The organism is Arthrobacter sp. UKPF54-2, from assembly GCF_007858535.1.
Lineage (GTDB): Bacteria > Actinomycetota > Actinomycetes > Actinomycetales > Micrococcaceae > Arthrobacter.
On the sequence record NZ_CP040174.1, the window covers coordinates 426,821 to 445,897 of the forward strand.

18 protein-coding genes are annotated in these 19,077 nt (G+C 68.9%); 11 read left to right on the forward strand and 7 right to left on the reverse strand.

Annotated elements, in window-relative coordinates:
* The first annotated feature begins 101 nt into the window (after positions 1-101).
* On the forward strand, positions 102-368 hold the full coding sequence (locus tag E7Y32_RS16505; protein WP_146335579.1) for a YegP family protein: 267 nt from the start codon (positions 102-104) through the stop codon (positions 366-368).
* Positions 369-490: 122 nt separating this feature from the next.
* Here E7Y32_RS16505 and E7Y32_RS01810 read toward each other — a convergent pair whose 3' ends face one another.
* Genes E7Y32_RS01810 through E7Y32_RS01820 form a run of 3 tightly spaced genes read right to left on the reverse strand, consistent with a single transcriptional unit; the run spans position 491 to position 3,233 of the window.
* On the reverse strand, positions 491-1,651 hold the full coding sequence (locus E7Y32_RS01810) for an IS1249 family transposase (protein ID WP_186467023.1): 1,161 nt from the start codon (positions 1,649-1,651) through the stop codon (positions 491-493).
* Positions 1,652-1,684: 33 nt separating this feature from the next.
* Complete coding sequence (locus tag E7Y32_RS01815; RefSeq protein ID WP_146335581.1) at positions 1,685-2,452, reverse strand: hypothetical protein; 768 nt, start codon at positions 2,450-2,452, stop codon at positions 1,685-1,687.
* Positions 2,453-2,459: 7 nt separating this feature from the next.
* Positions 2,460-3,233, reverse strand: a complete 774-nt coding sequence (locus tag E7Y32_RS01820; RefSeq protein ID WP_146335582.1) for a hypothetical protein — start codon at positions 3,231-3,233, stop codon at positions 2,460-2,462.
* Between the two features lie 185 nt (positions 3,234-3,418).
* Between E7Y32_RS01820 and E7Y32_RS01825 the strand changes: the two genes are divergently transcribed.
* Complete coding sequence (locus tag E7Y32_RS01825) at positions 3,419-4,654, forward strand: mechanosensitive ion channel family protein (protein WP_261382509.1); 1,236 nt, start codon at positions 3,419-3,421, stop codon at positions 4,652-4,654.
* Positions 4,655-5,079: 425 nt separating this feature from the next.
* Here the strand turns inward: E7Y32_RS01825 and E7Y32_RS01835 are convergent, their stop codons facing one another.
* Together E7Y32_RS01835 and E7Y32_RS01840 are read right to left on the reverse strand one after the other, a co-directional pair.
* Complete coding sequence (locus E7Y32_RS01835) at positions 5,080-5,946, reverse strand: glycosidase (RefSeq protein WP_146335583.1); 867 nt, start codon at positions 5,944-5,946, stop codon at positions 5,080-5,082.
* 123 nt (positions 5,947-6,069) lie between these two features.
* Positions 6,070-6,936, reverse strand: a complete 867-nt coding sequence (locus E7Y32_RS01840; RefSeq protein WP_146335584.1) for a DUF1295 domain-containing protein — start codon at positions 6,934-6,936, stop codon at positions 6,070-6,072.
* A 157-nt stretch (positions 6,937-7,093) separates the two neighbouring features.
* On the opposite strand from E7Y32_RS01840, the gene E7Y32_RS01845 reads away from it, so the two are divergent.
* Positions 7,094-7,546 (forward strand): DUF2177 family protein, encoded by a 453-nt coding sequence (locus E7Y32_RS01845; protein ID WP_146335585.1) that lies wholly within the window; start codon positions 7,094-7,096, stop codon positions 7,544-7,546.
* Between the two features lie 86 nt (positions 7,547-7,632).
* Positions 7,633-8,607 carry an aldo/keto reductase gene (locus tag E7Y32_RS01850; RefSeq protein WP_146335586.1) on the forward strand — a complete coding sequence of 325 codons (975 nt, stop codon included), beginning with the start codon at positions 7,633-7,635 and terminating at the stop codon, positions 8,605-8,607.
* Positions 8,608-8,690: 83 nt separating this feature from the next.
* Here the strand turns inward: E7Y32_RS01850 and E7Y32_RS01855 are convergent, their stop codons facing one another.
* On the reverse strand, positions 8,691-9,803 hold the full coding sequence (locus E7Y32_RS01855) for an adenosine deaminase (RefSeq protein ID WP_261382510.1): 1,113 nt from the start codon (positions 9,801-9,803) through the stop codon (positions 8,691-8,693).
* Between the two features lie 66 nt (positions 9,804-9,869).
* Between E7Y32_RS01855 and uvrA the strand changes: the two genes are divergently transcribed.
* A complete protein-coding gene (uvrA, locus tag E7Y32_RS01860) occupies positions 9,870-12,431 on the forward strand; it encodes an excinuclease ABC subunit UvrA (RefSeq protein ID WP_146335587.1) in 2,562 nt (853 codons plus the stop codon).
* Positions 12,432-12,444: 13 nt separating this feature from the next.
* Here uvrA and E7Y32_RS01865 read toward each other — a convergent pair whose 3' ends face one another.
* Positions 12,445-13,017 carry a hypothetical protein gene (locus tag E7Y32_RS01865; protein ID WP_261382511.1) on the reverse strand — a complete coding sequence of 191 codons (573 nt, stop codon included), beginning with the start codon at positions 13,015-13,017 and terminating at the stop codon, positions 12,445-12,447.
* 145 nt (positions 13,018-13,162) lie between these two features.
* Here E7Y32_RS01865 and E7Y32_RS01870 point away from each other — a divergent pair, with 145 nt between their 5' ends.
* The 6 genes from E7Y32_RS01870 (at position 13,163) to E7Y32_RS01895 (ending at position 19,056) form a co-directional block, all read left to right on the forward strand.
* Positions 13,163-14,065 carry an MSMEG_6728 family protein gene (locus E7Y32_RS01870; RefSeq protein WP_146335588.1) on the forward strand — a complete coding sequence of 301 codons (903 nt, stop codon included), beginning with the start codon at positions 13,163-13,165 and terminating at the stop codon, positions 14,063-14,065.
* 124 nt (positions 14,066-14,189) lie between these two features.
* Positions 14,190-15,074, forward strand: coding sequence for a nuclease-related domain-containing protein (locus tag E7Y32_RS01875; RefSeq protein WP_146335589.1), 885 nt, complete (start codon positions 14,190-14,192; stop codon positions 15,072-15,074).
* Positions 15,075-15,130: 56 nt separating this feature from the next.
* Positions 15,131-16,045, forward strand: a complete 915-nt coding sequence (locus E7Y32_RS01880) for an SDR family oxidoreductase (RefSeq protein ID WP_146335590.1) — start codon at positions 15,131-15,133, stop codon at positions 16,043-16,045.
* Between the two features lie 57 nt (positions 16,046-16,102).
* Positions 16,103-16,492 carry a DUF1622 domain-containing protein gene (locus E7Y32_RS01885; RefSeq protein ID WP_146335591.1) on the forward strand — a complete coding sequence of 130 codons (390 nt, stop codon included), beginning with the start codon at positions 16,103-16,105 and terminating at the stop codon, positions 16,490-16,492.
* 40 nt (positions 16,493-16,532) lie between these two features.
* A complete protein-coding gene (locus E7Y32_RS01890; RefSeq protein ID WP_222433463.1) occupies positions 16,533-17,267 on the forward strand; it encodes a YqjF family protein in 735 nt (244 codons plus the stop codon).
* A 250-nt stretch (positions 17,268-17,517) separates the two neighbouring features.
* Complete coding sequence (locus E7Y32_RS01895; RefSeq protein WP_146335592.1) at positions 17,518-19,056, forward strand: HNH endonuclease signature motif containing protein; 1,539 nt, start codon at positions 17,518-17,520, stop codon at positions 19,054-19,056.
* Positions 19,057-19,077 lie beyond the last annotated feature (21 nt).

Consider the following 19,077-nt stretch of genomic DNA (forward strand, 5'->3'; position numbering starts at 1 on the left):
TTTCAGCCCGGCCGCCGCCCAAGGAGGGTGGAGGGAGACCTCCGGCACTGCGCTGCGGACACCCCGCGTCGGCCGCCGGAACGCCTGAAAGGAATAAGACAATGGCAGGACAATTCGAGATCTTCACCGACGCAGAATCGAACGTCCGGTTCCGGCTGCTGGGGGCTGACGGCACAGTGCTCGCTGTCTCAAAGGCTTTCGAGGACAAACGTTCCGCCGCGGACGGCATCATGGCGGTCCGCGAGTGCGCCGGCACCGGGCTGATCCGGGAGACGCATTCCACCCCTTGGGGCGGCACCACCTGGACCAAGAGCAGCCAGGTGCCCCCCAGCCACACCCGGCGGCGGAGGCATTTCCCGGCAGTGTGAGCATCGCGCGAAGCTCCCGCCCGGTTGGACCTGTGGTCCGGCCGGGCGGCGTCGTTAACCCGCGGTTTTCGCCGGCCGCAGCGAGGGGTTATAGGACAAAATGTGTGTCTTTTTCGGGCGTGTTAGGTGCGTCCTGCCCAGCCTTTTCTGGCCCAGAGGCCTTCTTCGGCGCTGAGACCGGCGCTATAACGTTCCGGGCCCGGAGTACCGTCCGTGATCACCGTTCGCTTCGGCCGCGGGAGCTCGTAGTGGTGCGCCGCGATCAGCTCGGCCGGCGGTAGCGGGTTTTCGCTGTGGAGGTAGAGGTACCACTCGATGGCGCGCTTTTGGTGCTCTTCGCTCATCCCGCGGTGGGCCCGGAGGATTAGACGGAGCTGGGCGTTCGTGCCGCCTTCGATTCGGTTGGTTGTGGGTGCAATGTTGAGCCCGGCGTGTTCGGCACGCAGGTACGTGAAGAGAGTCCCGGCCCGGCTGAGGCGTTCGAGGAGCCGGTAGGCCTTGCGCAGCCGGTCGTGGGTGAACCACCAGCTTTGGTTTGCCCGCACCCATCCCGGCACGAGGGCGGTGCCGTTGCGGTAGGTCCTGGCCCGGACGAGGTGCCCGTGGTCCTGATACCAGTCGTTCAGGCCTCCGAGCCAGGCCGCGGCTTCGGTCGCCGTGGTGATTCTGGTCAGGGCACGGCCAAGGCGCAGGAGCGCTTTGCCGGCCTCGGTTCTGGGCCGGCCGGTCAGGTAGGTGCGGACGTTGCGTTGGACGTGCACCTGGCAGCGCTGGACCGCGGTCTCGGACCAGCATTCAGACAGGGCGGCGGCAATCCCGGCGCCGCCGTCGGTGATCACGACCGTGGGCGCGGGGAACCTTGCCAGCAGGGCCGCCCACGCAGCCTTTTTCTCGGTGTCGCACCATTGCCACCCGAGGACGTAATCGCCGGCGACCGCGATCAGGCAGCACCACGAGCCGACGTAAATCCCGTCGACCTGGATCTGGTCGTGGACCTCGCCGGTGACGGGAATCTGTGGGGCGATATTCCAGCACCAGCCCGTCCGGCGGCGGAAGGACCGGTCGGCGCCTTCCCGGACACACTCGACCTGGGAGCTCTTGCCCATGAGCCAGCCGAGAAAGGCGCCCAGTTGGGCCCGGCGTTCCACATCGGGCCGGGTCCTGGTGCTGCTCGCACCGCACCCCGTACATCTCCACCGGGTCCGCCCGGCGGAGGTCTTACCGTTCCGCTTGAGTCCAGAACTACAGAGCACACAACGCGAGGAATTCCCAGCACCAGCCACAACTACGAGTCTCAGGGCATAGCAAACCCCGCATTACCGCCCCGGCACTAGGAAGCAGGCCTCACGCAGACACACATTTTGTCCTATAACCCGCAGCGAGGTGATCATGGTCCGGAGCTGCCGGTACTCCGCCGTGTCCTTGTACAGCTTCGCCTTCTCCAGGTACGGCAGAGCCTGATCCCCCGGGGTGGCGTTGTTCGCCGGGTTGTAGGTGCCGCCGAACAGCGCCCCGCTCGGCGGCCACAGGAACAGGTGGAACATGGGGCAGGCCAGCGGCCCGGTCTCCTCCGGCATCATGGTGATCCCGTACCCGGCCGTGGTGGACTGCGTGGGCCCGGGCTCGGTGCCGTCACCCCGGGACTCAAAGACATAGCGCGGCGCCGCGCCGTCCGCGGTGCCCGGTTCCACCAGTCCCTGCAGCGGCTGCGAATCGAAGACCTGGTAGGGGTACTGCGATACGCATTCCGCGCCGGTGACAATGTTGGTGCGCAGTTGGGCCATCGGCTTCCCCTGGGCATTGGTGACGTCCACAAACGCCCCGCCCAGCTTCCCGCCCGGATCCCGGGCGGTCCAGTCCGGCGGGTAGTCGAAGGACAGCCCGTCCGACGTCGTGAACGTTTGCCAGCCCGACGGCGTCACGATCGCCTGGGCCGGGGTGCTGGCGGCCGGCGAGCCCCCAGCCGGCGAGCCGCTACTGGGTGAGGCGGGCGCCGTCGAGCTTTCCGGTGCTGCCGGGGCGCCGCAGCCGCCCAATAGCACGGCCAGTCCCAGGGCGGCCGCCGCCGCCCGAACCCGCGTCACCTGGCCGCTACTTTCCCGCCGGCCGCAGGGACATGATCATCTGCTTGGCCCACTGGTACTCGGGGGTGTCCTTGTACACCTCGGGGCTGTCCACGTGCATGGGGCCGCCCGGCGTGGTGTCGAACGGGTCGTAGACGCCGCCGAACGAGGCGCCGCTGGGCGGCCAGTTGAAGAAGTGCGTCATGGGGCAAGCCTCGGTGCCGGTGGGTTCCGGCTCGGAGGTCAGGCCGTAGGCGAACATGGTGGCTTTCGCCGGGTCGGTCGCGGTCCGGTCGGTCCGGGCCTCGTAGACGAAGCGCGGGGCCATGCCTTTCTGGGCCAGGGCCGGCACCGGCGCCGTGTCGTATTGCATAAACGGCATCTTCTGCGTGCATTCGGCCCCGGTGACCACCCCCGTGCGCAGGGAGGCGATCGTCTTGCCATAGTCCGTGAGGACATCCACGGCCGCGCCGCCGGCACCGGGGGCGGCGTCGTTGATGGTCCACTTCTCCGGGTAATCGAAGGTCAGCATGCCGTCCCCGGTGGTGAACGACTTCCAGCCCGCCGGGGCAGGGGCAGCAGGGTCCGTGGACGCCTGAGCCTGCGACGCGGCGCTCTGAGAGGCGCTCGCCGACGGTGCCGCGGGGGTCGCCGTCGACGTCGCTGACGGGCTCGACGCCGGGCTCGACGCCGGGGCCGAACTGGCGGCGGGCGCCGCGCCGGGTGACCCGCACCCGGCCAGCAGCCCCACTGCGAAGAGTGCGGCAGAACCTACAGTGACCAATGGTGCGGTGCGACTCATGTCACCCTCCCCCGGAGATGCAAGTGGTTGCACAATTCTCGGGCTTTTTGTCGCGGAATATAGGGCCGTAGGTCCCGAATCGGTGCCCGGGCAGCGGAGGTCCGGGCCGGGCGCTGGCGTGACCAGACCCACCTTGACTTCCCACCGATTTCAGTTGATTGGCGAAGCTTGCTACACCTTAAAGGATGCAAGATTTCCTTTCTTCGGCCATGCCCTTCCTCGCCGTGGCCTTGGCTGTGGCCGCCGGGCTGATCGCCTCGTGGTTGCTTCGCCGGGTGGTCCTCCGCCTCAACCGCAAGCAGGAGGCCCTCCGGGAAACCTCCCGGGTGGCGCGAGTGCCCCTGCGCTTGGCGCTCTGCCTGATCGGCGTGCGGATCGCGCTGGCCCTGACCACCGACGACGCCGAGTGGCGCCGCAACGTGGACCATGTCCTGGTGATCGCGCTGATCGGGTCGGTGGCCTGGCTGGCGATTGCCGTGCTGCTGATCATTGAGACCCTGGTCCTCACCCGCTACCGGGTGGATGTGGCGGACAACCGGCGTGCCCGGCGGCTCCGCACCCAGGTGATCCTGGCCCGGCGGATCGGCGTTGCACTCATCGCAATCGTGGCCCTGGGCAGCATCATGCTGACGTTCCCCGCGATCCAGGCCCTCGGCGCCGGGCTGCTGGCCTCCGCCGGCGTGATCTCGATCGTGGCCGGCCTCGCCGCGCAGACCTCGCTGGTCAACGTCTTCGCCGGCATCCAGCTCGCCTTCACGGACGCGATCCGGGTGGACGATGTGGTGGTGGTCCAGAAGGAATGGGGCCGGATCGAGGAAATCACCCTGACCTACGTGGTGGTCCACATTTGGGATGACCGCCGGCTGATCCTGCCCTCCACCTACTTCACCACCACCCCGTTCGAGAACTGGACCCGGCGCCAGTCCGAGGTGATGGGCACGGTGGAGTTCGACCTCGACTGGCGCGCCCCGGTGGAAGCCATGCGGGCCGAGCTGAAGCGCGTCCTCGCCACCACCGATCTCTGGGACGAGCGTGTGGGCATCCTGCAGATCACCGACGCCACGGCGGGCTTTGTCCGGGTGCGCATCCTGGTCAGCGCCGGGGACAGCGCCTCGCTCTTTGACCTGCGCTGCCTGATCCGTGAAGAGCTGGTGCTGTTCCTGCAGCAGGAATTCCCGACGGCGCTGCCGCACGTCCGGCTCGAATCCACGCCGTCGGCCGCGGCCTCCAGTCAGCCGGCCGCCAGGCGTCCGGGCAAACTCGACGCGTCCGACGAGACCGCGGCGCGGCTGCCGTCCGACCCGCACGACTCCCAGCTGTTCACCGGCTCGATCGAGGCCGTGCAGCGCTCCCGCGCGTTCTCCGGCCCCGGCGAGGATGTGTTCGAGGACCGGGACAAGTCAGTCGCGGCGCAGAACTAGGACAGCTTGCCCGGCCTGACTTGCCTGGCGGTGCCGGTGCGCGCGCCGGGTGTCTTCCCTCCGGGCGGCCGCGGGTCGATAATCGGGCCATGACCATTCCGCCGCTGCCAGAGCCCGATCCGTTCCCGCCCGAGCCCGGGCCGACGTCGCCGGAGCCGCAGCCGGGCGACCCGTTCCCGCCGGACCCCGGCCCCGCACCGCCGGCCCCGATCCCCGCACCCGGGCCAAGCCCGCCGCCGGGGCCCACTCCCGGCCCGCTGCCGATCCCGGATCCGGGTCCGGTCCCGCCGCCGCCCGTTCCGCCCAGCCCCGACCCCACCCGGTTTTAAAGCAACGCGGGGTCACTCGGCGCCCATCCCGGGGTCCGGTATGGGACGGAAGTAACCCCGCGCAGCTTGGTCCGGAGCTGGAGTGCGCCCCGACGGTTAGCCGGAGACGATGTCGCGGGTGCGGTGGTCGTACCGGATGACCAGCAGGCCGCCGCGGTGGTGCACCTCGTGGTTGGCGCCGTCGAAGACGCCGAAGGCACCATAGTTCTCATCCCAGGACCGGTTGATCGCGATCTTGAAGCTGTACGAGCCGGCCGGCAGGTCCGCGGCGAGCTTCCACAGCTGGTCGACCTCGTCCAGCTGCATCTGGGATTCGTCGTACTGCGGTGCCCAGTTCGCGGGCGCGCCCAGCAGGACGTTGAAGTCGCCGGCCACGGCGACCTCAGCGGGCTGCTCGACGGTCTCCGCCGCTGCCGGGGCCGGGGCCTCGGACGCGGGCGACGCGGCGGCTGCCTTGCGCTTCCGCACGGCTTTGGCCACCGGAGCCACAACCTCTTCGACCAGCCCGGCCACCTTTTCGGCGACCTCTTCCGCTACCTTGACCGCCTTCGGGGCGGTCTTCGCCGCCTTGGCCCTGGGGGCGCGCTTTGTTGCCGGGGCGGACGGCAGCGGGGTGCCGGCCGGAACCGGGGTGCCGGCGTCGAGCGCTGCCGTGAAGGCGGTGGGATCCGCGAAGGCGACCGTGGCGCGCTGGCCGTCCTCGGTGATGGTCCAGCCCGAGCGGCCCTTGACCAGCCAGCCGGCCTTGACCAGCTTGGCCGTGGCGCTCGTGAGCGCCTTGTGGCCGCGGGGAATGCCGCCGCTAAGGAGTTCGCGCTCGTGGTCGTTCAGCGGCACCCGCGCGATCGCCTCTCCGAGGACGACGCCGGCGTTCAGCTTCTCGCCCGACCACACTCCCTCGGTCAGCACGTCCAGCACAGCCTTAAGCCGAAGGTTGGTGTTTTCCGCAGCGTTCGCGCCCATGGGTCTCCTTTAGCAGCAATTGATCCACCTGCATTTTGCCAAGGTTCGCCGGGTTCCGCGACCGAAGAAGGTTAACTCTGGGTGTCATGACCCACTGTGACGGGCCGGAGTGCCGCTGTGCGGCTAGATCCGGGGGATCAGGACCGGGGTGTTCTTCTTGTACGCCTCGTAGTCGGCCTGGCCGCCCCACTTAGTGTCGGCCTTTTTTTCGAGATGCGGTACCCCGCTGACCTTGGTGATCAGCAGGGCGACGAAGACCGGGGAGATGAGGGCAACCCACTGCCAGCCCTGCAGTGTGGGCACGGCAATGATCGCGACACCGACCCAGAGCAGGATCTCGCCAAAGTAGTTCGGGTGCCGCGACTTCGCCCACAAACCTGTCGAGATGAACTTCCCTTTGTTGGCGGGATCGGCGCTGAAGCGGGACTTCTGGGAGTCCGCCACAATCTCGCAGCCGAAGCCGGCCACCCACACCAGGAGGCCGCCTACAGCGAAGCCATCCAGGGCTACCCGGTTCCCGGACGTCATGGCCACCCACGCGGCGGCCGCGGTGAACGAAACCCAAATGCCCTGCATGGTCCACACGCTAAGGAAGCGGACAAAGGAGGGCTTGATCTCGTCAAAACGGTCGTCCTTGCCGGCCCGGCTGATGCGCCGGAACAGGAAGGTGCCCAGCCGGACCGCCCAGACGAGCACTAAACCCGCGAGCAACAGTCCCCGGGCGTCGATCCCCGGGGTCAGCAGCACCAGCAGCAGGGTGACAGCGATGTAGCTCAGAGACCCGGTGAGGTCGTAAAACTTCTCCGTCTGCGCCAGGAATGCCGGTACGAACGCCAGCCACTGGATCAGGAAGGCGGCCCCGACGGCCAGTGCGAACACCGGGATCCCGCCCGCCACGGCGCCGCCCTGGCTGCCTGCAACCGCCAACAGCGCCCCAATCACAACGACCAGGGGGATGGCGGCGAGGGCCTTGCGCTCCGAGTCTTTCATCAGGTGTTCCTTTCACAGGCATCGCCAACCTCTGGCGCGGGGGGCGGGGCTTCCCCGCCACCATCAGTATTGTTCAATACCCGAGAGATGCAGCACTGACTGGCCGCCGCCTATACTTCGGGGAACGCGAGCCCCCTGCCAACAAGAGGAGTCAATCATGACCGGCCCACGCAAGAAGTGGCTGCTCGCCTACGCGGCGGCCGGCATCATCTTCGCCGGCATCGACGCGCTCTGGATCAGCACCGTAGCGAACACCCAGTACCGCAGCCAGATCGGCCACCTGCTCCCCGCCAACTTCAACGTCCTGGGCGCCGTGCTGTTCTACGTCGTCTACGTCGCGGGCATAGTGCACTACGGCGTGCGTCCAAACGATCGTCGGGCCACGCTCAGGAACCGGGTGGGCGGCGCGGCTCTGTTCGGCTTCTTCACCTACGCCACCTGGGCGCTAACAGCCTTCGCCATCCTCAAGGACTTCCCGGCCCTCGTAGCCCTGACCGACATCGCCTGGGGAGCGGCGGTGTGCGGCGCCGCCACCGCTCTCACGACCCTGCTGCTGCGACTACGGCCGCGGTCGCGGCCGACCGTTGCCCATGGCAAGCAAGCTGACTAGAGTGGCTTGATCGCCGCCACACGCCGGCCCCGCTTTGACCGGGCTCCTCGGCGGCACTCCATCCCCCTCTGGTTCAGGAGATCCCCATGGAAACACGCACCCTCGGTTCGCTCACCGTCTCCGCCCTCGGCTTGGGCTGCATGGGCATGAGCGAATTCTACGGCCAAGGTGACGAGCAGGAGTCCGTCGCCACCATCCAGGCGTTCCTCGACGCGGGGGGCACCCTGCTGGACACCGCCGACATGTACGGCCCGTTCACCAACGAAAAGCTCGTGGGCGGCGCCATCGCCGGCCGCCGCGACGACGTCGTGCTGGCCACCAAGTTCGGCAACGAACGCCGCGAGGACGGCTCGTGGGTGGGCATCAACGGCAGGCCGGAGTACGTCCGGGCGGCGTGCGATGCGAGCCTGCAGCGGCTCGGCGTCGACCACATCGACCTGTACTACCAGCACCGGGTGGACAAGACCGTGCCGATCGAGGAAACCGTCGGCGCCATGGCCGAACTGGTCCAGGCCGGCAAGGTCAAGCATCTGGGGCTCTCCGAAGCCAGCGCCGACACCGTCCGCCGCGCCCACGCCGTGCACCCCATCACCGCCCTGCAGACCGAGTACTCGCTGTGGGAGCGGGAGCCGGAGACCAAGATCTTCCCGGTCCTCGCCGAGCTCGGCATCGGCTTCGTGCCCTACAGCCCGCTGGGCCGCGGCTTCCTCACCGGCCAGCTGCGCAGCGAGGAGGACTTCGCGGCGGACGACTTCCGGCGCCACTCCCCGCGCTTCCAGGGCGAGAACTTCACCCGCAACCTGGAACTCGTGGACCGGGTCACCAAACTCGCCACCGAGAAGGGCTGCACCCCGGCACAGCTGGCCCTGGCCTGGCTGCTGGCCCAGGGCGAGCACATCGTGCCGATCCCCGGCACCAAGAAGCGCGAACGGCTGCACGAGAACCTGGGCGCGGTCGACGTCGAACTCTCCTCCGCCGACCTGGCCCGGCTCGATGAGCTGGCTCCGGCCGGTGTCGCCGCCGGAGCACGCTACCCGCACATGGACAGCATCGACGTCTAAGAGCGCTGCCCCGTCATTGCCCTATCACTTATGGTCCCCATCCGGCCGTGTTGGCAGCCATACGTGATAGGGCAACTGCGGGGTTAGCGGCCGGAAGCGGCCAGTTCGGCAAGCAGCTCGGTCTTGCGTTCCTCGCTCGCGAAGGAGGACCGGATGGAGTTGGCGGCGAGGCGGACGCAGTCGAACTCGGAGAGCCCAATCACGGACCTGAGCTGGGCGAAGTTGTCATCCACGTAGCCGCCAAAGTAGGCCGGGTCGTCCGAGTTCACGCTCACGTTCAGCCCGGCCGCGAGCATGCGCGGCAGCGGGTGCTCGGCCAGCGTGTCCACGGCGCGCAGCCGGACATTGGACAGCGGGCAGACGGTCAGGGGCATCAGCTCGTGGACCAGTCGTTCGACCAGTTCGGGGTCCTCCATGCAGCGGATGCCGTGGTCGATCCGCTCCACGTCTAGCAGGTCCAGTGCCTCGATGATGTACGACGGCGGGCCTTCCTCGCCGGCGTGCGCGACCCGGTGGAGCCCGGCATCCTTGGCCCGGGCGAAGAGCCGCTCGAACTTCGACGGCGGGTTGCCTACCTCGGCCGAGTCGAGCCCGATGCCGGCGATCGGCGCGTCCATGGCGAGCAGCTGCTCCAGCACGTCCAGCGCCGATTCCTCGGGCTGGTCGCGAAGGAATGCGGCGATCAGCAGGGTGGAGATGCCGAACTCCTGCTGCGACGTGGCCAGCACGGCGGCCACCCCGTTCACGCAGGTCGCCAGGGGCACCCCGCGGGTCACGTGCGCCTGCGGGTCCAGCATGATTTCGGAGTGCCGCACCCCGGCTGTCGCGGCCCGGGCGAGGTAGGCGCGGGTCATGTCCGCGAAGTCCTGCTCGGTCTGAAGCACGGCCATGTTGGCGTAGTACAAATCCAGGAACGACTGCAGGTCCGTGAACTCGTACCGCGCGCGGAGCTCGTCCAGGTCCGCGTAGGGCAGCGTGATTCCATTGCGTTCGGCGAGCGCGAAGATCAGTTCCGGCTGCAGGGTGCCCTCGATGTGCAGGTGCAGCTCCGCGACCGGCAGGGCGGCGTGCACTGCTTCGGGGATCCCGGCGAACTCGGCAACGCCCTCAGCCTGCGGCTCAACGTCCCGCTCCGCCGCCCGATCCGATTCCTGGTCCGCCTGCGGCGCGTCAGCGCCGCCGTCGTTAGTTTCCATTCGGTAAGGATATGCCTGCCGGCACCGACATGCCCGCCCGGGGCAAGGGCGGATAGAGTCGGACAGATGCAGAATACCCAGCAGGCTTCCGATCCCGCCGGACCAATGCCGGACCATACATCTGACGGCTTTGTCAGGGTGCGCGGTGCCCGGGAGAACAACCTGCGCAACGTGGACGTGGACGTGCCCCGCGACGCGATCGTCGCCTTTACCGGCGTCTCCGGCTCCGGCAAGTCCTCCCTCGCCTTCGGCACCATCTACGCCGAGGCCCAGCGCCGCTACTTCGAATCCGTCGCGCCGTACGCCCGCCGGCTGATCCAGCAGGGCCACAATCCCAAGGTGGAGCTGATCACCGGGCTGCCGCCCGCCGTCGCGCTCCAGCAGCGCCGCGGGACGCCCAGCTCCCGCTCCACCGTGGGCACGGTGACCACCCTGTCCAATTCGCTGCGGATGCTCTTCTCCCGTGCCGGAAGCTACCCCGACGGCGCCGCGCCGCTGGACTCGGACGCGTTCTCGCCCAACACCGCGGCCGGCGCGTGCCCGGAATGCCACGGGCTGGGGATCGCGCACACGGTCAGTGAGGCCTCGCTGGTTCCGGATGCGTCGCTGAGCATCCGCGACGGCGCGATCGCCGCGTGGCCCGGCGCCTGGCAGGGCAAGAACCTGCGCGACATCCTCACCCACCTGGGCTACGACGTCGACACCCCCTGGCGGAAGTTGCCCAAGAAGCACCGAGACTGGATCCTCTTCACCGAAGAGCAGCCCGTGGTGGAGGTGACGCCGCAGCGCGACCGGGTGGCCAAGCCGTACAAGGGCCGGTTCTGGAGCGCCCGCAGCTATGTGCTGCACACCCTCGCCGATTCCAAGAGCACCACCATGCGCGACCGAGTGCTGCGCTTCATGGAAACCGGCCCGTGCCCGCGGTGCGGCGGCAGCGGCCTGCGCCCCGAGGCCATCGCAGTGACGTTCGCGGGGAGGACCATCGCGGAGCTCAACGCCGTCCCTATGACCGAACTCGCCGAGATCCTCCGCCCCACCACCGAGCTCACCTCCGCCGGGACCGCGTCGCGCAAACAGTCCTCCGGCGAGTCCAACGAGGTGGCCGTCGCCATCACCCGGGACCTGCTCCAGCGCGTCACCGTGCTCCTGGATCTGGGCCTGGGCTACCTGGCGCTGGGCCGCTCCACGCCCACCCTCTCCCCCGGCGAAATGCAGCGGCTGCGGATCGCCACCCAGCTGCGCTCCGGGCTGTTCGGCGTCATCTACGTGCTCGACGAGCCCTCCGCGGGCCTGCACCCGGCCGACGCCGAACCCCTCCTGGCGGTCCTGGACCAGCTCAAGTCCGCCGGCAACTCGGTGTTCGTGGTGGAGCACAACATGGACGTGGTGCGCCGCGCCGACTGGCTGGTGGACGTGGGGCCGCGCGCCGGCGAAGGCGGCGGCGAGGTGCTCTACAGCGGCCCGGTGGCGGGACTCGCCGAGGTGGAAGCCTCCGTCACCCGGCCGTACCTGTTCCCGGCGGACGCCCTGGGAGCCGGCGACGGCGGTCCACGCGCCCGCCGCGAGGCCGCCGGTTGGCTCGAGCTGCGCGACATCACCCGCCACAACCTGCAAAACCTCGACGCCGACTTCCCGCTCGGCGTCCTGACCGCCGTCACCGGCGTCTCGGGGTCCGGCAAGTCGACGCTGGTTAGCCAGGTGCTCGCCGAGGTGGCGAATGCCTGGCTGCACCCCGACGCGGACACGGACGCCGCGGCGGAGGCATCGGAAAACGGCGTTGCCGACGACGCCGGCGAGCCCGGCGTCCCGCTCAGCGTCGGCCCGGTGACCGGGCTGGAGCAGATCGACCGGCTGGTGAAGGTGGACCAGAAGCCGATCGGCCGCACCCCGCGATCCAACCTCGCCACCTACACCGGCCTGTTCGACGCCGTCCGCAAGGAATTCGCGGCCACCGACGAGGCCAAGGCCCGGGGCTTCGGCGCCGGCCGGTTCTCCTTCAACGTGGCGGGTGGGCGCTGCGAAACCTGCCAGGGCGAGGGCTTTGTGGCCGTCGAACTGCTCTTCCTGCCCGGCAGCTACGGCCCGTGCCCCGAATGCCACGGCTCGCGCTACAACCCGGAAACCCTGGAGGTCAGCTACCGCGGCAAGAACATCGCCGACGTGCTGGGCCTGACGGTCAACGCCGCCGCAGACTTCCTGGCGGATGTCCCCGCCGCCGCCCGGGCCCTGCAGACGCTGCGGGAAGTGGGCTTGGGCTACCTCCGGCTCGGCCAGCCCGCCACAGAGCTCTCCGGCGGGGAGGCCCAGCGGATCAAGCTCGCCGCCGAACTGCAGCGTGCCCAGCGCGGCCACTCGCTGTACCTGCTGGACGAGCCCACCACGGGACTGCACCCGGCCGACGTCGAACTCCTGATGGCGCAGCTGCACAGGCTGGTGGACGCCGGCAACACGGTGGTGGTGGTGGAGCACGAGATGGACGTGGTGGCCGCCGCGGACTGGGTGATCGACCTGGGTCCTGCCGGGGGCGACGCCGGCGGCAAGATCATCGCCGCCGGCGAGCCCGCCGTCGTCGCTCGCTCCAAACAAAGCAGGACCGCCCCGTACCTCCGGGCGGTCCTGAAGGGCTGAGCGGGGACGCTGTTTAGGCGGCCCTGGGCAGTTCGCGGATGATGCGGACCTTCCACGCGGCGTCGTCGCTGGTGTCCAGCAGGGCCACGGTGCCCTGGGCGAGGTGCAGGGCGACGCGCTTGGCGGCGAGCAGTTCCAGGTAGAGCTGTTCGTTCATCCGGGCGGGCGTGTCGATGACGTACTTCACCGCGTCGCGGACCTTGCGGTAGTTGGCGCTGCGCTCCCGGTGCAGGTGCAGCTCGAGCATCCGGCGCTGCCGCAGCCGCGGTTCGTGCCGGTTCAGCCAGGACACGGCCGCGTGGACGGCCACCACAAGCGTGAGCGAAATCGCGTAGATTTCCCAGCCGCTGGAGAGCAGGAAGAGCGGCAGGTTCGCGATGGCGACGACCGCGATGAAGAGCCGGAGCGCCAGCAGGCGCCGCATGGTCAGGGCTACCGAGGCCAGGGCGGCGCGGAAACCGCTCTGTTCCTTGCGGGCCTCGGCCGGGTCCAGGGTGAATTCCTCGAGGACCAGGATTCCGTTGGCTTCCGGGCCGAGCATTTGTCCGTACTTGGGCGCAAAGGGCGCCGTTGATTTAGGGGTCATGGCGGGTCTTCCGTGCGGCTGTGGTGGTTCCCGTCAATGGTAGAACCCGGAGCTGGGAACTGTCTGTAGGTATCCGCAATGTGAACACACTCACCCGGGAGGCCCAGCAATTGGTGATGCGGGCCCGTGGCCCCAAACTGGAGAGATGCAGACTTTCCTTCCCTTCCCCGATTTCCGGCAGAGCGCCGCGGCCCTTGACTCCGCGCGGCTCGGCAAGCAGCGCGTCGAGGCGCTGCAAATGCTGCGCGCGCTGGTGATTCCCGAGTACGGCTGGCAGTCCCACCCGGCCGTCCGGATGTGGATGGGCCACGTCCCGGCACTGGCCATGTACGGTCTGGCCATGGTGGATGAGTGGACCGCCCGCGGCGGCGAGGACACCACCCGGGACAAGATCATGGAGTTCGCCCCGCAGGCCGCCCACCCGGACTACGCCGCCAAGATCCCGATGCCGTACTGGCTGGGAAACCCGGACTTCCACCTGAGCCACCGCTCCCGGCTGCTCGCGAAGGACCCGCGGTTCTACACCGAGGTGTTCCCGGGCACGGACCCTGATCTGGAGTACGTGTGGCCCGAACCCAAGCACGAACTGCTGCCCGAAGATCCCGCTGGCGAGCGCATGTGGATCCTCCGCCAGCCGCTGGGCGACACCGACCCCCAGCAGGTGGACACCATCAGCCTGCCCCCGGTCCGCGGTTCCGCCGCTCCCGCCGGCGACGACGAGTACCAGTTTGTCTACGCGGACAACGGTTCTCGCCGGCCGGACAAAAACGCCCGCAAGCGCCCGGCCAAGCCCCTTGTGAAGAAGCCCACCCGCAAGCGCCAGGCACAGGAAAATGCCTTCACCACCCTGCCCGGGAAGTCCGTGGTGGCGATCCCGTTCGACGGCGGCCAGTCCTTCGCCGTCGGCGAGGTCCAGGGCCGGCCCATCACGGTGGACGGTGTGTTTGCCCGCAACTTCCACGTCAACGAGATCGTTGCGCGCCGGGACTTCGACTACCCGGCTCTGCTGCAGGATCCGCGGGTCTTCTTCCCCATCGCGGCGCGCTAGCTCGGAGCGGGTTGGCGGACGCTCTCCTGCCTCTGGGCAATGGCCCTTCTTTGGCATATGGTGGCAGCCACCGCCCCGCTTTTCCGAGGTGGTGTTGCCACGCCAGAGCTACTTGGGGGAAGTCATGGCCGCAGGAGACGGAGCTGCCGAACAGTCGCGCCTAGCCGCAGAACGCGTCACGCGGCTGCGCCGGGAGCTGGAACGTGCCGAGCGCAACGCCCACGCCTGGTCAACCGGCGCGGCCGGCGAGGTCTTGGTCGCCGAGAAATTGCAGGCGCTTGAGCCCTACGGCTGGCTGGCCCTCCACGACGTGCACTGGCCGGGGCGGCCGAAAGCCAACCTTGACCACGTTCTCGTCGGACCCGGCGGCATCGTGATTGTCGACGCCAAACACTGGAGCGGCGAGGTCCGGCTCTGGGAGGGCAACATACGGCAAAACGGGTACAGCAGGGAATCGGAAATTGAAGGTGTACTCCAGCAGGCCTCGGCCGTTGCGGCGCTTCTGGAGCCTAACCACCGGCGACTTGTCCAAGGGTGGATCTGCCTGGTGGGCCAACCCGAGCTCCGCGGCACAACAACCAGCCGGATCACGATCGAGGGTCTGAACACACTTGCGGAGGCCGTCGCCAGCCTGCCCGCCGTCCTGGATCCGGCCCTGGTACCCACCATCCACGCTCATCTGCAGCAACTGCTGGGCGGAACCACGAGTCCCCGGCTCCTCACCACGGCGCAGTTCACCACCGGGAGATTCGAGTCGAGCGACGCTCCCGCTGCCTCCCTCCGGCAGTGGCGAGCGCGGCCGGCACCGGCACCTGCTGCCAGGACCCCTCGTAAGCGGGTGCCCCTCGGCCGGAAGAAGCGGCCAAGCATCGCCGGGGCGCTCCTACAGTTCGGCCTTATCTTGGTTGGCTTGGCCATTCTGATCAACGCCTTGTCCACCTACCGCCCCGCAGTTACTCCGGCTCCCCGCCCCTCCCCTGCCGTCACCCAGACGGTGCCCACTCGTTAGAGGCCCCGCTCACCGCATCACCGCATCACCGCGCAATTGCTGGCAGACTGGCCGGTATGACTGTACTGCTGGCCGGTTGCGGCGATCTGGGGACTGAGGCCGGGCTGCGCTTTGCCGCGGCGGGACACCGCGTGGTGGGCTGGCGACGCTCGCCGGAGAAGCTGCCCGCGGCCCTCGAAGGCGTTGCTGCTGACCTGACGTCCGGCGAACTGCCGCCCGTCCCGGCGGATACCACCGCCGTCGTCGTCGCAGTAGCGGCGGACGCGCCCACCGAGGCAGCGTACCGGGCCGCATACGTGGACGGCCTGGCGCATGTGCTCGACGCCGTGGCGGCCTCCGGGGCGCCGGTCCGCCGGGTGCTGTTCGTCTCCTCCACAGCGGTGTACGGCGACGCCGGCGGAGGCTGGGTGGACGAAACGACGACGCCGAATCCCGCTGGATTCTCCGGCCGCATCATCCGGGAGGCCGAGGAACTGCTCTACAGTCGGCTGCGCGGGACCGGGATTTCCGCCGTCGTGCTGCGGCTTGGTGGCATCTACGGGCCGGGCCGGACCCGGCTGATCGACCAAGTGCGCGGCGGTTCCGCGGTCATTCCGGCGGAGTCCCGCTTCACCAACCGCATTCACCGCGACGATGCCGCTGCCGCGATCGTGCACCTCTGCACCATGGCTGCGGAGCCGGCGACCTTGTACGTGGGGGTGGACAACGAACCCGCCGAATTGGGCGAGGTGTTGCGCTTCCTGGCCGGCGAACTGGGGCTGCCGGAGCCCGGCGGGGTGGAGCCGGCGTCGGGGGTTAGCAGCGGCGGATCTGGCGGCGCCGCGCGCGAGGGCGGCGGCGAGCCGTCGCGGGGTGGGAACAAGCGCGTCAGCAACGCGCTGTTGCGCGGCACCGGCTTCGAGTTTGAGTATCCGAGCTTCCGGGAGGGCTACCGCGCCATCCTGGCCGGCGTCGGCGAGCGGCACCCCTGACGGGCTCCGGCCGCGCCGGGCATTTAGACTTCACACCCAACTCCTTCGAAGGACAGCATGGATTTCCAGCACATTATTGAGACGGTCGGCCGGTTCATGGACTTCGCCGGCGTGGCCGTGATGGTCATCGGCGCCCTGGTCTCCCTGCCGATGGCACTGCGGGGATTCCAGCCGCGGCAGCTTCCCGCGGGTTCCGAACCGCTCTCCGTCTACCGCTCCTACCGGCAACTGCTGGGCCGGTCCATCCTGCTGGGTCTTGAACTGCTGGTGGCCGCCGACATCATCCGCACCGTCGCCGTCACCCCGACGTTCGAGAGTGTGGGGGTGCTGGCGATCATCGTGCTGATCCGGACCTTCCTCAGCTTCTCCCTCGAACTCGAAATCACCGGGCGCTGGCCCTGGCAGAAGCAGCCAGCGGGCACCCAAGCGGCGTCGACGGCCAGCTGAGAGGGCCGGCTGGACCATGACAACGCCGATTTCCGACCCGATGCCCACCGACCCGTGGCCTAACGCGCCGGAGTTGCCCCGGCCGGTCATCATGGACCAGCGCTGGACCGATACCGTCTTCCTGCACTGGCGCATCCCCGAGGCCGTTGCGGCAGCTTTTATGCCCCGCGGCGTCGTCCCGGACGTGTTCGACGGGTCGGCCTGGGTGGGGCTCATCGGCTTCCGCATGCAGGGCGCCGGGTTGGGGCGCGGACCGGGTGTTCCCTACTTTGGCAGCTTCAACGAGATCAACGTGCGGCTCTACTCCCGGGAGGCTGACGGGACCCGGGGCGTCGTGTTCCTGAGTCTGGACGCCTCGCGGCTTGCGGTGGTTCTAGCGGCCCGGGCAGCCGGCATTCCGTACGTGTGGTCGCGGGACCGGTTCAGGGGAGCGAGCCCGTCCGACCCCTCGACCGGGTATGCGGTGCGGCGTTTCCGGGGCGGCGCGCGGAGCGATTTCGCGGTAGCACCGGAGTTCGACGTCGAAGCGAGCGATCCGCTGTCCGTCCACCTCACGGCCCGGTTCGGTCTTCACACACGCTTCCGCGGCAGGACGCTCTACGTTCCCAACACCCACGCCCCTTGGCCGCTGTTCCGGGCACAAGTGACCGTGCTGGAGGACCAGCTCGTTGCGGCGGCCGGCATCGCGGTGTCCGGTCCGCCCGAATCAGTGTTGTTCTCGCCGGGCGTCCGGACGCAGTTTGGCCGGCCGAGGGTTCTCCGCGGCGCAGACTGAACGGGTGCCGCTGGGCTGCGGCTTGTTGTTTGGCTCCCCGGGTTCAGGTGCGGGTGCGGCGAGCTTTGGCGCGGCGAATAATGTCCGAGGTCACTGATGAACTGGGTTCATGGGAATCGGCGCAGCTCGCATCGTTCTTCCGGCCGGCAGGTTGGATGATTTCCCCCGTGTGCCGGCCGCCCACATTGAACGGGTCCGGGCCTGTGGAGCGGCACCTCTTTTTGTCGTAGGTCACCGGCAGGATTGAGTCATGGGAATCGGTGCAGCTCTCATCGCCCGTCCGGCCGGCAGGCCGGACGGTGAGGGGCGCCGGGTTCCGCCGCTGGACAGCGTTCTCGGGCAGTTGCGCGGGGTCTGTGCGACGGCGGTCGGGGACGCGGCGTTGCTGGGTTTTGGGGAGGCGGCGGAGTTTGCCGGCCGGGTCGAGGAGATCTCCCGTGCCGCGGAATACCTGCAGCTCGTCGCCGCCGGGGCGGTGCAGCGCACCCGCTTCGAGGCCGCGAACGACGGCGCCCCGGCCCTCGACGACGGCTACCGCAAAACCTCCGAATTCCTCCGGGACCAGCTGCAGATCAGCGCCGTCGAAGCCCACCGCCGCCTCACACTGGCCTGCGAGCTGTTGCCCCGAACCGGAATGACCGGGCAGCCGCTGCCGCCGCTGCGCGAGGAACTCGCCGCGGCCGTCGCCGCCGGGGCCGTCCCGTCCCGGTCCGCGACGATCATCACCCACGCTTTGGGCCGGGTCCGGCCCGTCTGCGATCCGGAGACCAGTGCCCGGATGGAACACGCCCTGACCCGCACCGCGGCCGAACACGACCCGGACTTCCTGACCCGGATCGCAAGGCGCTGGGTGGACGCGATCGATCAGGACGGCGCCGAACCTTCCGAGGAGGTCCTGCGCCAGCTCCAGGGCGCGTTCATCCGCAAACCCCGCCACGGGCTGCAGCACCTGGAAATCTTCGCCACCACCGAACAGTTCGAACACCTCCTGACCGTGATGAACACCGCCACCAACCCCCGCACCGGTAGCGGAGCGGACGGCAGTGACGCCGCCGCGAACGGAACCGACGTCGAGACGGGCGCGGACGGTTTCGTGCCGAACGTCCTGGACCGGCGGTCGCGGCCGCAGAAACACCTCGACGGCCTCGTCGGAGGCTGCAAGATTGCCATGGCCTCCGGCGGACTCCCCGCTGCTGGCGGACTCCGGCCCCAGGTCATGGTCACCATCGACTACCGCGACCTCCTAGACCGCCTCACCCGCGCCGCGGAAGCAAGCGGCGGGCAGGCCCCGGGCGCCGACTCAGCCGTCGGGAGTCCTGCACCACCGGCCGCCGGACGGTTCACCGGCAACGCCACCCTCGGCTTCACCGGCACCGGGACCATGGCGTTCACCGGTCCGGTCACCGCCGCGACCATCCGCAAAATCGCCTGCGACGCCGACATCATCCCCGTCCTGCTCGGCAGCGAGGGCCGGGTCCTGGACGTCGGCCGCACCACCCGCGTCTTCCCGCCCCACATCCGCAAAGCCATCACCGCCCGCGACCAAGGCTGCACCTTCCCCGGCTGCACCATCCCCGCCCCCTGGTGCGAAGCCCACCACATCACCTACTGGTCCCGCGCCGGCACCACCAGCACCGACAACGGAACACTCCTCTGTTCACACCATCACCACCTGATCCACAAAGAACAATGGACCATCCAGCCCCGCAGCGGCATCCCCTGGTTCATCCCGCCACCCCACCTCGACCCCCACCAAACACCCCGACGCAACCACTACTTCCGCTGCTGAGACGTGCAAGCAAGCCTGAGA

Excerpts from the sequence above, each read along its gene's own strand:
- E7Y32_RS16505 (WP_146335579.1), top strand. The coding sequence starts at position 102 with ATGGCAGGACAATTCGAGATCTTCACCGACGCAGAATCGAACGTCCGG.
- E7Y32_RS01820 (WP_146335582.1), bottom strand. The coding sequence starts at position 3,233 with ATGAGTCGCACCGCACCATTGGTCACTGTAGGTTCTGCCGCACTCTTC.
- E7Y32_RS01825 (WP_261382509.1), top strand. The coding sequence starts at position 3,419 with ATGCAAGATTTCCTTTCTTCGGCCATGCCCTTCCTCGCCGTGGCCTTG.
- E7Y32_RS01835 (WP_146335583.1), bottom strand. The coding sequence starts at position 5,946 with ATGGGCGCGAACGCTGCGGAAAACACCAACCTTCGGCTTAAGGCTGTG.
- E7Y32_RS01840 (WP_146335584.1), bottom strand. The coding sequence starts at position 6,936 with ATGAAAGACTCGGAGCGCAAGGCCCTCGCCGCCATCCCCCTGGTCGTT.
- E7Y32_RS01845 (WP_146335585.1), top strand. The coding sequence starts at position 7,094 with ATGACCGGCCCACGCAAGAAGTGGCTGCTCGCCTACGCGGCGGCCGGC.
- E7Y32_RS01850 (WP_146335586.1), top strand. The coding sequence starts at position 7,633 with ATGGAAACACGCACCCTCGGTTCGCTCACCGTCTCCGCCCTCGGCTTG.
- E7Y32_RS01855 (WP_261382510.1), bottom strand. The coding sequence starts at position 9,803 with ATGGAAACTAACGACGGCGGCGCTGACGCGCCGCAGGCGGACCAGGAA.
- uvrA (WP_146335587.1), top strand. The coding sequence starts at position 9,870 with ATGCAGAATACCCAGCAGGCTTCCGATCCCGCCGGACCAATGCCGGAC.
- E7Y32_RS01865 (WP_261382511.1), bottom strand. The coding sequence starts at position 13,017 with ATGACCCCTAAATCAACGGCGCCCTTTGCGCCCAAGTACGGACAAATG.
- E7Y32_RS01870 (WP_146335588.1), top strand. The coding sequence starts at position 13,163 with ATGCAGACTTTCCTTCCCTTCCCCGATTTCCGGCAGAGCGCCGCGGCC.
- E7Y32_RS01875 (WP_146335589.1), top strand. The coding sequence starts at position 14,190 with ATGGCCGCAGGAGACGGAGCTGCCGAACAGTCGCGCCTAGCCGCAGAA.
- E7Y32_RS01880 (WP_146335590.1), top strand. The coding sequence starts at position 15,131 with ATGACTGTACTGCTGGCCGGTTGCGGCGATCTGGGGACTGAGGCCGGG.
- E7Y32_RS01885 (WP_146335591.1), top strand. The coding sequence starts at position 16,103 with ATGGATTTCCAGCACATTATTGAGACGGTCGGCCGGTTCATGGACTTC.
- E7Y32_RS01890 (WP_222433463.1), top strand. The coding sequence starts at position 16,533 with ATGCCCACCGACCCGTGGCCTAACGCGCCGGAGTTGCCCCGGCCGGTC.
- E7Y32_RS01895 (WP_146335592.1), top strand. The coding sequence starts at position 17,518 with ATGGGAATCGGTGCAGCTCTCATCGCCCGTCCGGCCGGCAGGCCGGAC.